This window comes from Methanimicrococcus hacksteinii (assembly GCF_032714515.1).
Lineage (GTDB): Archaea > Halobacteriota > Methanosarcinia > Methanosarcinales > Methanosarcinaceae > Methanimicrococcus > Methanimicrococcus hacksteinii.
In genome coordinates this window covers 15,744-28,900 of sequence record NZ_JAWDKC010000028.1, presented here as the reverse complement: position 1 = coordinate 28,900, position 13,157 = coordinate 15,744, and the positions used below count along the sequence as shown (strand labels likewise).

Annotated in this window: 5 protein-coding genes; all 5 read right to left on the bottom strand. The window is 43.5% G+C overall.

Annotation, left to right across the window (positions count from 1 at the left end; translation table 11 throughout):
- Positions 1-5: 5 nt before the first annotated feature.
- Complete coding sequence (gene mcrC / locus MmiAt1_RS08085; RefSeq protein WP_318786412.1) at positions 6-605, bottom strand: methyl-coenzyme M reductase I operon protein C; 600 nt, start codon at positions 603-605, stop codon at positions 6-8.
- A gap of 29 nt (positions 606-634) precedes the next feature.
- The gene (gene mcrD / locus MmiAt1_RS08080) at positions 635-1,153 is read right to left on the bottom strand and encodes a methyl-coenzyme M reductase operon protein D (protein WP_318786377.1); all 519 of its coding nucleotides are present in this window, start codon (positions 1,151-1,153) and stop codon (positions 635-637) included.
- 29 nt (positions 1,154-1,182) lie between these two features.
- A complete protein-coding gene (gene mcrB / locus MmiAt1_RS08075) occupies positions 1,183-2,487 on the bottom strand; it encodes a coenzyme-B sulfoethylthiotransferase subunit beta (RefSeq protein ID WP_318786376.1) in 1,305 nt (434 codons plus the stop codon).
- A gap of 704 nt (positions 2,488-3,191) precedes the next feature.
- Positions 3,192-6,419, bottom strand: a complete 3,228-nt coding sequence (locus MmiAt1_RS08070; RefSeq protein ID WP_318786375.1) for a hypothetical protein — start codon at positions 6,417-6,419, stop codon at positions 3,192-3,194.
- Between the two features lie 387 nt (positions 6,420-6,806).
- Positions 6,807-12,989 (bottom strand): SdrD B-like domain-containing protein, encoded by a 6,183-nt coding sequence (locus MmiAt1_RS08065; protein WP_318786374.1) that lies wholly within the window; start codon positions 12,987-12,989, stop codon positions 6,807-6,809.
- Between the last annotated feature and the right edge of the window lie 168 nt (positions 12,990-13,157).

Here is a 13,157-nt window from a genome sequence, read left to right as displayed (position 1 = left end):
ACTCCTTATTGGATTTGGCCTAATGTTTCCTTTACTTTAACGATAATCTCACTGAGTTTGTCACGCGGCGCCGCGTCACCTCTGGTAACGCCGTTCACGATATTCATGATAACGCCGTCGGAAAGCTGATCTTTCTCTTTAGGTTTAACGTAACGGGTTTTAATGCCCACTTTAGCGAAATCTTCGAAATCGACAAGCGCTTGTGTAATAATAACTGCGGGAATGCGTACGCCGCTGAAAATATCTCTGGCTTTCTTGACAAAGTGGTTTCTCACATTACCGAAGTGAATGATTGCCATTTTGTGCATGTTGATTTGGTCAATTTCTTTCGGATCAATACCGAAAGAGCCCATTGTGCCCGACTCGGGGTAGCCGGTGCCGGCATAAAGAACCAAAACGCCTGTTTGGATGTTTTCTCTGCGGATTGCGTATGTAATCTCGCAAATCGGTTTTGTCACGTGTCTTCTTCCCGAACCCATCGCAACGACGACCACGTCAAGCTTTCCGGCTTGAGAAAGCGTGCCCGCTCTCGCGAGGCTTCCGCCTTTTCCGTGGCTGATGCCGAGGCGGCAGTCAACGACTTGGGTGTTTCGGTCGAAATTCATCATGATATTCACCTTTTTGAGCTGTACAGTTATTCGCTGTCTTTTTCGTCCTTTTCAATGAAGACAATTTGATCGAGTTTGCCTTTCGGATCGGTCATGCCGAGCAGTCTTTCATCGGGATCCGGACCCATTTTGGCATAGTCAACGACAGTTGAATATTTCTTGAAAAACACGCCTTTGTAGAACTCAAAGGGAAACGGGAACGTTTCGTCGCAGATTTTCTTGATTTCATCAGCCGTTTGGTCGCTGTCGACTTCAACAAGAAGGCGGCTTAAGGTGACACGCATGTCGACTTGCTGACCTTCCACCTCAATCGACTTTTTGAGCGGGTGGTTGACTTTTTCGCCGGTTCCGGGACCGTATCCGACTTTGTCGGGAAGACGGGATCCTTGGACCATTACTCTGATAATACCGTCGCAATCGTAAATTCTTCCGAGAAGCTTTTCCGATGTCTCAGGACTTAAGATTCTCTGCGGAACAATTTCAATCTGAACTGTGTTTCCGCCTGCGGGTTCGCAGTTACATCCTGATTCAGTGGGACATGTCATAGTTTCATCAGACCTTCATCTTTGGTTATTTAGAGGGCTCCTGCAACGGCTTTAATCGGTTCTCTGAACTCGTCCATTGTACCGAACACATCACCGATAAGCTGGGATGTGGATTCGATTGTGAACATCTGAGTTCCTGCGTCAAGAGACACTGCTGCTGCGACACAGGGGATTGCAAATCCGCGGGAGTGTCTTGTAACGACGTGGTTGCCGTTGAAGATACCCGGTCCGCCGCCGCCGTAGATGGAGTGACTGAAGAAGGAGAAACCGACGGATGCGCCCTGGAGTTTACCGTAGTCACAGCCCGGAAGGCCTGTTTCTTTTTCGAGGATGTCGTTGAAGTAGAGCATTGTTGCTGCGACGTCCTGTGCTGCGCGTGATGCACCGCAGTTGACCATTGTTGCGGCAAGTGTACCTGCTGCTGCATATGCGTTCCACATGGCGACATCGTCTGCCTTGTAGAAGTTGTAGCCGGAGGGTCCGGTTTTGTCAACGTGGATGATTTTGTCTTCAATGGCTCTGCCGACCATGGACTCGATAACGGATCCGACTGTTCCTTCTTTACCGTTCTCTTTGACCATGTCGTAAACCATGTTGTTGGCGTTTAAGCCCTGGTAAGCAAGACCGAGGAGCTGGTGTCTTTCGAAGTCACCGATTGCGCCGCCCATTTCGAAGATACCGGTCTGCTCATAGATTGAGGAGAGCGCGGCTGCGTTCATTGCGTTTCTTCCGGTAATGGCTGCAACGTGGTTGGATGTGATGTTTCTGAGTGAATAGCCGAGACCCTCATTGTTCTGGGGGATGTCGAGAATTCCTTTGATCGGGCTGCCGGCCATACCGACTGTGACCGGGTAGCTGCCCCAGCAGGCTGCTTTGACGATCATAGAGTCGTACATGTCGGTGTTGTAAGCATCAAGGATTGCTTGTGTCATGGCTGCCGCACTGACAGTCATGGAGGCGGTGGATTCTGCGCCGGACATCAAACGTGCTGTCGGAATCTGAACCAAAATTTGTTTACCGCCGGCCAAGGGCTTGACAACTGTGTCGTCGCCTTCGTCAACCTGAACCAGTTTTTTAACTGCGTCAACGATTGCGCCTGAGTTTTCAACCAAGTTGTACTCAAGTTTACGGCCGAGAATTTGCTTTGCAGCGCCGCCCATTTTACCGGTTGCGAGAGATTTCTCGATACCGGCGAGGTTAACGGCAACTGAACGTTTGGTGTCCATGATAATTTTCTGGATCGCCTTGTTTTTGACCGGAGCAAGGTCTCTAATGTTGACGTTGCTCTCTAAGAGTTGTCCTCTATCGCTGTAGATATCTACTGTGTCAGACACGGATATATCCTCCTTATTATTTAAAACGAAATCGGGATGATAAAAAATACGAACCGATGGTAGAACAATCTGCTAAAATAGATCTATTACAGAATGTTCAAGTTTATCATTCCAATCAACTATCAAATTCGTAAATTTCGTACTTAAAGGTTTTGAGTTTACAAATTGCAAAGGGTTTACAAAAACCGAGAAAGATTATTATAACGACCGATTTTTAACAAAAATTATGAATTTGAAAAGGAATCGTGTTATTTTATCCCGATCAGAAAATATCAAATTATTCTGCCCTAAAAAGGAAAATGACAAATTAATTTTGTATCAAAAGGTTTTTAATGAATGTTCATGTATCAATCGGCTTTATTAAAATAGCAGAATAAATATAAAAGAACAAGCGCACTTGTTTCGAACAACTTTAAAGATTTTTGAAAAACGACTTTGAATCGACTTTGAATTGAATTAAAAACAATAATTTAAAAAAATCAGATTAAAAATAAAACAAATCAAAACAAATCAAAACAAATCAAAACAAATCAAAACAAATCAAAACAAATCAAAACAAATCAAAACAAATCAAAACAAATCAAAACAAATCAAAACAAATCAAAACAAATCAAAACAAATCAAAAACAAAGGCGAATTATCGCCTTTGTTTGAATTTCAATTTTTTATTTTAAAATTTTCATTTTAAAATATTGATCTCATTTTCAGTTCATATACCTGCGGCCGACGACAAAAAGAACAACGCCCGCAAGGACAATGAAACCTAAAATCAGAATCCAATAGGGGAACGCTGTCGTGTTTTCAGGCAAGTCGTTCGAATAACTCTGAATCGGCGTGTTCGGTTCAGCGTTTTCACTGCCTGTTGATTCACTGCTGTCGGTGCCGCTTGAAGAGCCGGAACCTGCCGCGTTGACGACATAAGCTTGGCCATATTTGCTTCCGCCTGTGTTTTTATCAATCGTGCCTTCCGGCGGCCACGGCTGCCACATTCCGAGAGGCGCGTCCTGCCACACCAAGATCGGGAAACCGTATTGGGCTGAAGAATCGGATTTCCAGCTGTTTGTGGAAAACGGTTCCCAAACAGAACCGATATTGCCGCCGTCATTGAACGTGAACAAAACATCCGCATCTTCGATTTCGGAAATATCAGCGGTTTCTTTGGAAAGATCAGAGTTGCCTTGTATTGAATCCAAAACTTGAATGTTATCCAATACAAAATTGACAGTTGAATCAGCCGTTCCGAAAACGCGGCCGGTTTCACCTGCGGCTGCACCTTCGACATAATTGTTGAAGGCAAAACTGTCCTTTAAAGTCACAGTCTTTACAGAACTGCCGTCTCCGACAAGACTGAGAAGACCGCCGACAGCGCTGCCGGTGCCTGTCACTTCATTTGTCGAATAAACCCGCTCCACAGTCAGATCAGAGTTCGCGGCAGGGAGATAACCAATGACACCGCCTGCAGCAGAAACGCCGGAGTCATTGTCTGCGACAACTCTGCCGTTCGCATAAGAATCTAAAAGATTCCCGGAATTAAAAACACCGACAAGGCCGCCGACGTTCGATGACGCCTTAACGTTTGCCGAAGCCGTGCTTTCCAAAATATTTCCGGTTTTTTGAACAAAACCGACCAGACCGCCTGCATTATTACCGTCTGCAATGACAGTTCCTGCAAAACTGCTTTTCGTGATATTGACGGAACTGTAAGTATGACCCAGCAGACCGCCTGCGCTGCTGCCGCCGGCCGTAACAACGCCGGAAGCTTTGCTGCCGACAATATTACCGCTGTTTGTTGTTCCGATCAAACCGCCGGCCGCATCTGTGGAAGCTTCAACCTCTCCTTCAAAGTAAGAATCTTCAATCGTTAATGCACCTTCGATTCTGCAGCCGACTAAACCGCCTGCGCCGAAATCAGCCGATTTGACTGTGCCTGTGGCATAACTGTTTTGAATCAAAGTATCCGAACGAATGTTTCCGACTAATCCGCCTGCACCGGAATCCATCAACTCACCGATAACAGAATCAGCAAAAGTTCCGGAACCGGTCATCGCAACCAATCCTGTCGTATGGTTGCTGTTATAAATTCCGACATTTGACCGGAAATGAATATAGCCGATTAAGCCGCCTGCATTTTGAGAAGCTTCAATTTGTCCGGAAGAAGAACTGTCAAGAACAGTCAAACAATGCAAAGAAGCGTCGCCGGAAGACAGGCCGACGCCGCCGAGAAGGCCGCTTGCATTCTCGCCGAGCGCCTGAACAGAGCCGGAAGAAGAACTGTTGTAAACAAGTGTGCTCGGGCCGCTGCTGAAACCGGCCAAACCGCCGACATAAGAGCCGCCTGAAACATCCGCTGATGAAACAGAATTGGCAATGCTCAGCGTTCCGTTTGTATGATTCCCGACAAAGCTTCCCGAATAATTCGTTCCCCGAAGCTGACCGTCAACAGAACAATTAATAATTTGCGTTGCCGCTGAATTCGAACTGCCGTCGAAAATGCGGCCGATTAAAATACCGTCATGCCCGCCGTTTGAAGAAACATCTGCGTTAACAAGATTTATGTTTTGGAAAACACCGTCAACAACACAGGGGAAAAAACCGGTATACACGTTTGTTCCGGAATATTCAATTGTCAAATTTTTAATTTGATAGCCGTTTCCGTCATACATGCCGTTAAAATACGGATGTGTGACACCTGTGTCCTCAATTGTTCCCGTAAATTCAATGTCGTCGGCTTGAATATAACGCGCATTGGCAAACCCTCTCACAGTTTTTCCCTTGGCATCTGAAAAAGTTCCCCAATCACGGCCGATTTTTTCCAAATGGTCAGCCGAATCAACGTAAATATCATATGTCAGCTGCTTTTGCCAAGCCAGCTGCGGGTAAGTAAAACTGTCATAGATGAACCACGTTTTAGTTCCTGTCGCGGCACCGTTTTCAATACTCCATCCGGAAAATGTATTATAATCTCTCATTCCGGAGTCAGTCGTTGTTTCGACAAAATAAGAGTCAGAAACAGTTCCGCCATCTTTTTGACCGACCAATTCTTGACAAGTCTGCACAGAATAACAATAATCAACAGACCCGTCGGACATCTTGCCGATCAGACCGCCGACATTACCGCTGCCTGTCAGAACGCTGCCCGCATAGGAAACGGAATAGGAATTTTTAACATCTCCGTCTTCCGTCAGACCGATCAAACCGCCGACATTGTCGCCGCCGGAAACGGCCCCTGAAGCATAAGATTCTTCGACGGTTCCGTCTTTCATCAGACCGATTAAACCGCCGGCAACATCTCCTGTTGCCGAAACATCTCCGAAAACATAACTTTGCGTGACGGTGCCGTTTGTCAGTGTTCCGATTAAACCGCCGGTATTGTCAATGCCTTCGAATGGAGAGAAAATGCTGACACTGCTGCTGCTGACGGCTTCGCCGCCGCTGCCGTCAAAATTGCCGACTAAACCGCCGAAAGTTGAAGCGCCGGATCCTGTAACGGTAACGGTTTCATAAATATTGACGTGACAATTGTCAATGTTTGAATCAATCGCGGCTGCCGCCAAAATACCGGATGTGCCGCTGAACTGCAAATCTGCGGCAACATTAATAACCAAATTTGAAACGGACGAACTGTCAAGTTCTTTGAAAATGCCTTCAAATTCCGAGCTGCTGTCAGATGTTAAAGTGATAAAGCGGCCGCTGCCGTCCAATGTAATCCCTGTCAAAGAAAGCGAGTCCCATGTTTCGGCATCAATCACCAAATCATTTGCCAAAGTGTAAGTTCCGGCGTTTCCCATGTTTTTAAAATCAGAAACGGTTTTAATTTCTGCCCCGGCTGCTGTGCCGAGAATAAAAAAGACAGACACAAATAATAAAGCAATCAAAACCGTTTTTCGAGCTTTTAAGATACTGTTTTGTTTTCCATTCATTTTTCTATTCATTATCCAACTCCTCAAAATTCAATTAGAGTTATAAAATATCCGAATTCATCGGAATCTGCTCAACCGCAGCTGCATTTTACTTACGGAACGAAAAACATCGAACATTACGAGATAATGCAGTTGTAATTTTACAGTGTGCTACAAGAAATATAAAATAAGAATTATTTTGAGATATATATAACTTTTGTCGATTGGTAGACGAATAGATAAGGTGTATAAATTATATCGGCAAATATTTGAAATTAAATTCGGAAGTAAGGGATTGCAGCCGTTTTGAAAAACAAATCCGTTTTTGATAAAAAGAATACAAATTAAAAAAAAGAAAAAGAAAAAAAAGAGATGAACAAAATCATCTCTTAAATCAGAACCGCAAGATTCCGAACAAAATCATTTCCGAATCCGGGACCACAGGATTCCGAACAGAAGAATGCCCAAAACGGACAAACCGATGAAAACCCACGGGATTTCCGTTTCAGCTGATTTTTCGGGTTCGGTCGGAATCGGTTCCGTGAAACCGGGTTCCCTGACATCCCCTGTTTCAGGATCTTGTACCAAAACAGTACCGCCGCTTGTTGACGTCACGACAAATGCCTGACCGAATCCGGAACCGCCTCCGGTTTCCCGATAGAGGCCGACATTCATGTCTTCCTGCCAAATGTTGGTAACATCCAGCGGGAAAGAATCGGAACGGCTTGCATTGGATTTGTTCACCGTTTGATCTCCGCCCGGGATGAAAGCTGAAAGCAAATATCCTCTCGGGCTTTTCGCCTGGATGTAGTATTCGCCTTCAGGCATTCCGTAGAAGCAGTAATAACCGTCTTCCTGTGTTTTAACGGCGTCAATCAAATTGCCGCTGTTGTCATAAAGTTCAATCTCGACATCCGGCAAAACATCTTCACCGATGTCAATCATGCTGTCTTTATTGAGATCGTTCCAAACAAAACCTGTCACGAAAGGCGCTTTTACCGCTTCGAAATCAAAAGTGAGATCCGCATAGTCTAAGGTTTGGTCTGATGAAGTCCAAATCAAAGAATTGTCGGAATCAAGCTGACTGTAAGCCGCCGTGTCAAGTTCGTATCCGGGTTTAAGCTGAACAACAACAATATAATCGCCGTCGTCAAACCATCCTTTACCTGCGGGCTTATCAAATGCATCGGCATTGACTTCGCCGATTAAATCGCCGGATGTCTTGTGATACAATTCAACGGAAACAATACCGGCGGTTTCGCCGGTTGCTGCTGCTTTAATGTCAACCGGAGTTAATGTCAGAGAATACGAATAGTCTCCTGCAGTCGTATATGAAACATCCAAACCGGCCACCGTGAAAGTATCAGTCAGGGAGTCATAAGTTCCCTCGGCATCCAATCCTTTCGGGACATTGGAATATGAAATTTCATATTCGGCTTTTGTGGGATTTGTTGAAGTGCCTATTAATTCAACAACATATTCACCTTTAGTCGGATCTGGTTGATTAACAGTTGGTGTTAAAAGACCATTCGTAACGGAAACAGTCAGCATTTCCAAAGATTTACCTGCCGCTTCCGCCTTGATGACCAAATCGTCTTTGAAGATAACAGTTACTTCAACCTTTACAGGTATGGGGTCGACAAGACCTGGCGTTCTGTATTCGTATTCAAATTCAACGTGATCAACAGGCTCATCGACTCCGGCAAATGAAGTACCTTTCGGAGTTAGTCTGGGTTTAATAAGATTATAATCGGCTTCGTCTCCGTAATCCACAACATCAATGTAGGTGGCCCTGATGTATTCTTCCCAATTAGCAAAGCCGGAAGGTAAAGAGTCGCCCATATAATATTCGGCAGGAGAAGAAGTTATATCGACCTTAGTCTCATCTTTTTCGACCTTAATCTCGTAGGATACTTCGATATCACTTCCATCCACATCTTTTTCAGATTTTAAAGTAATCTGGTGTGTACCCGGTGTCTCATTTATTTTGTCGAAATAATCCTTCAAATTTCCTTTGAAGCCGTAAGTGACAGAATAAATAGTGTTGTCCGAATTGTCGGCAAATGTAACAACCGCATCCACCCCTGTTCCGCTGTAACTGAGTTTATCAGCAAAACTGTCGGTGGATCCTAGTTCCTTCCAGCCTACTTTTATTTCAGAAATGTTTACAGGTGTTCCGAGACCGTCTTTGCCATTATCATCGGTAATGATGAAACCGTACAAATCAGAACTAACCGTATCTGTAAATTCAACATCAGTATTTGTGAACGCTGTTCCGGTGAGATCTGTAATTACCGGTGCGTTAGACTTAGCATAATCATCCACGGCAAGATCGAAAACGAGGTCATCGTGAGCAAAGGATTCTGCTGCGGATTTCCACAATAAACCGTTCGGAAGAACTTCGCAGTTGAGACCGATTCCGGAAAGTTTATAACCCGGTTTAAGTATGACTTTGACATAGTATTGCTCATCCTCAAAATACAAATCTCCGGATTTTTTCGTGAAAACGAACGAGTCAGCTGTTGTCGGGGTTTCAAGCTTACCAAGAGATGTATCCGGAGAACCGACTTTAAACAATTCAACGGAAACGACGCCATCAATATTTTGAGTCGTCTTAGCCGTAATTGCAGCCGATTTCAATTTTAAGACTTCCAGATTGGAATAATTATCGGGATACTCATACAAACGACTTACGTCTAATGCCCCATTGACGGGTGTATTGGCGGCATCTGTATTGGCCAAACTTTTCGGGATTCCAGTATATGAAACAGTAAAGGCAACCTTCGTGGGATCGGTTAATGTTCCTTTTATTTGAGTCACATATTCAGCACCAATAAGTTCAGGACCGCTTGGTGGCAGTACATTGTCATCGACCGCCACAGTTAGTGTAGTCAATGGCGCATCATCAACTGTAGCTTTCACAGTCAAATTATCGTATAAAATAACTGTAACCGGAACATCTATTGCAATCCCACTATCGAGTCCGGGAGACCGATATAAGAATTGAGGTGTAGTGTTTCCGGGCTTACTGATGCCTGCAAACTGAATCTGTGGAGAAAATTTGTTGACGTCATGACTCGTCACTCCGTAATCGTCAATATCCACAAAATGAGTCACATATTGACTCCAGGTATAGCTGCCGGGAGTTGTAGAACCATCAGGCAAAGTTGAAAAGATCTTATTGTCGCTATTCATCTCAAAAATGACCGGGTTAACCTTAATTTGGATATTTTCTGGTATTTTTATAACTTTTAACAAGAAAGATTCAGTCGCAGAATTAAGATCTCCGTCTTTCTCAGAGGTCAAAGTAATACGATATCTACCAGCCGATTTATTCATTTCCTTGAGATAATTGCCTACAGGATCATTTTTGAAAGTATAAACATATCCGCCATATCCTGTTTCAGTATAAGGACTAGATGAAACAGCAGAACTCAAAGAAGATATGTCATAGGTATAAACAGTCTCAAACAAACCGCCGTCTTTTTCCTTTTCAATAAGTATGCTGGAAAGTCCGATGGGTGATCCGCTTGCTCCATAATCATCACGAACAATGAAACTTCCGTAGATATTGGCAGGAACGTCTTCAACATTGAGTTCAATATCCTTGGACCCGCCAAATGGAATGATCTTTGAAGGGTCGATAGGATCAATGTATACAATTTCAGGTGATTTAGTTGAAACAATTTCAATTGCGGCTGTCGCACCTTTATCTATAGTTAAAGGAGTGCCTCCCTGAGATTGAATATGGAACAATGTTTGACCGAGAGCGAATCTTTCGGCATCCGTCGTAAAATCAGACACTTTGGCATCGGGCAGCACGAAAGGAAGTAATAAATGGGCGCCCATTCCCTTGTCAAGATCATTCAAATCTAAACGGATGGCGTTAATATCTGACCAGGAAAGTGTATTGACGTTTAACGGAGTGATTTCCTCCCACGTCCATGATGCCAAATCACCAAATTCATAAGCAGGATTCGAACCTGCATCTTCTGAATAATAGATTTTGACGTTGGCTGAAGGCAAATTGCCTACAAGCGAAAGATAACCCGACTTCGGAGTAGTGAGCTCGGGAGCCCAACCAAGACCGTTATTCGGCAAAACGAAGTAAACTTTAGCTGTTTCAACCTTTGAATTGGCATTATTAACTAATGATACTCTGAATTCTTCATTTTGACTGCCAGCGTGCAATTTCGGATATGAAGCGTCAGATCCGTCCCTGTAAGACATAAAATTGCCGCTCATATTTATGGAAGCCGCTCCAGCAACAGATTCGTCAGGCGCAAAAGTGACAGAGGTTCCTGAAGTACGAACGCTGTAAGTGCCGTGTTCATTATAGATCCAGCTTTTGGCATCGGCGGAATGAGCAATAACATCTTTCAATTCTGTAATGGCACCTCTTGTTCCCATCGAAGTTGTTGTATGCGAATCAGTGGCCCAGCTTGATACGACAACATCCTTTTGGTTATAAGGAATGTCTTTTTTGTTGTAATCTTCAGAAACAGTCACAGGTAAACGTACGATTAACGAATTTACCCAAAAGCTCTCGTCATTCTGACATGGTATTTCTGTGTCGATTTTAACTGCAACTAATTTTCCGCCAGTTCCGTAAAGGCCGTCGTCATCAAACACTTTGTGCGTATAAACCAATTTTTGGTTGGTTCCCGTTTTGTTATTCAATTCAACAGGATCCGGCTTATTAGCCGAGGTTGTAATTATCGGGTCACCAGGAATCAACCCCGGAGGAACACTAAAGTAAACTATCGGGTTTGAATAAACACCTGTTGAACTCGCAGGATTAAGATATCTTACGGCAGAATGAGAAACTCCCAACGCAACCGGGCGGGCAAACATATAAAAAGTATCTCCAGGTTTAAGTCCTGAGGGATTGGCTCCATAAGCCGTAAGTGATGATGTAAAAATATTTCCATCATCCATTCCGACTCCATTAGTATACTTATCGTATACAGCAACGGATTGCGCTACCGCAGAAATAGAATCAGCGGTACCGTTTTTGACGGCATCGAAACTAAGAGATGGCGGTGCGGTTTTATCGATTTGTCCGATAAATGTCATCATAGAGGTAAAATCTTCACTATACGGAGAAATATCATGCGGCAGCATACGAATCACTTTCTTAAATTGGAGAGTAACCTTGTTGCCGAAACTATAAGCGGTCAAATCATTGTTGGTTCCGGAAGTCAATGGAGTGAATTTCGTTCCATCCCAGATTGAAATACTATCGTATTGGGAGTAAATGTTTTTATTGGGGAGACGAAGATGAGTTACAGTAACTCCATCGGGAATAGTAAAATCAATGACATAATCGGATCCGTTCAATTCGGTTGAATACATTTGAACTTTGAACAAATTTTGGTATTCAAAGGGACCGGATACAGAATAGACAAGCGGCCGAGAATATGCTAATACAGTTGTTTGTTGAGTCGGAGGCATAAACGTTACAGATACATTCTCATCACTTTCCAAAGCAACATACTCAGGCAAAACGTTGGAGAGTCCGACTGTAAGCTTGTTGGCCTCCACTAAAGGATAGCCAACCCCTGTTTTAATAGTCGCAGAAGGACCACGCCCGTTAAATTGAACATTTTCACCGGAAACGGCAACTCCGTTAAAATTAATAGACGGCATCGCAGGACTTCCCTCGGTTTGTTTAAATTCATCACTGAGTTTTATTTTGAAAGGGAATTGTATCGTATTTCCAACCCATACTATAGATGTAGCCGGTGCTTTGGGTGTAAAAGTTATAGTATTGCCAACAACATTAGTTTCAAAAAGTGTAGCAACTTCGTCAGACGGAGGCATGAGTTCTAAAATATTGTGATTCATTCCGCTGAGAGCTTGCCATTCAGACAATGTTATATATCCACCGGATTCGTTCCCCCTTATTAATATATTTGAAAAATCAAAAGTATAAGAATCGGCTTCAAAAGTAAAACCAACTCTGCCGTGATTTGTATAATCTAAAACATGATAAGTTAAATAAAGGTCAACTTCTGATCCGTGGGCAGGCAGTATAGACGGATTTAAAAAACGAACCCCTTGAACCCGAGTATTCACCCCAGTGGTAGGATAATTCACTCGGACTTTTGCCTCTTCAGAATTAGCAGAAGTGGGATTACCTGAAACCATTTGAGTCGCTTCCGCATTAATGGTAATTGTCTCATTCGGATAAACTTTATTCACGAGAGCCCCAACAGTAACACTCAAAGTGAAATCGCCCGGAGGAGCTTCAATTGTAAATGTATAAACAAGATTATCGCCGACAATTTGAGATTTAGTATCCGTAACGTCTCCACCGCCGCCAATGGAAGCTGAAATCGAATAACCGACATCTGTAGACATCACGCTCGGATCAGGATCTACATTTTTAATTTTTAAAACAAATTGAATGTCTTCCATGCTTTCGGAACGAAGCTCATATTTCAAAACTTTAGACTCTTTAAAGTCCAGAACTTGATCATCAAAAGTTCCTCCATCGTTCCAACTTGCATCGTTTAGCTGTACAGCCGAAGCCGTTCCTAAAAGCGCCAGCAGTATAACGGCTGCGCTCAATATAATTAAAATTTTTTTAGAAAAATTCATGATTAAATCCCCTATATTGGATTGACCTGAGTCTTTTTAGAAAATCTGAAAAGAGAAAATGATAATTCGTCATTGTCTGTCTGCATTTTAACAAACAAAAACCGAAAATAACCAAAGAGTGCCGGCACTTCGTGTGCCGGCTTATTGGAGTTGAATCTTCGTTTTTCA

What these genes read in the sequence shown, in the direction of transcription:
- mcrC (WP_318786412.1), bottom strand. Translation starts at nt 605, where the DNA reads ATGAATTTCGACCGAAACACCCAAGTCGTTGACTGCCGCCTCGGCATC.
- mcrD (WP_318786377.1), bottom strand. Translation starts at nt 1,153, where the DNA reads ATGACATGTCCCACTGAATCAGGATGTAACTGCGAACCCGCAGGCGGA.
- MmiAt1_RS08070 (WP_318786375.1), bottom strand. Translation starts at nt 6,419, where the DNA reads ATGAATAGAAAAATGAATGGAAAACAAAACAGTATCTTAAAAGCTCGA.
- MmiAt1_RS08065 (WP_318786374.1), bottom strand. Translation starts at nt 12,989, where the DNA reads ATGAATTTTTCTAAAAAAATTTTAATTATATTGAGCGCAGCCGTTATA.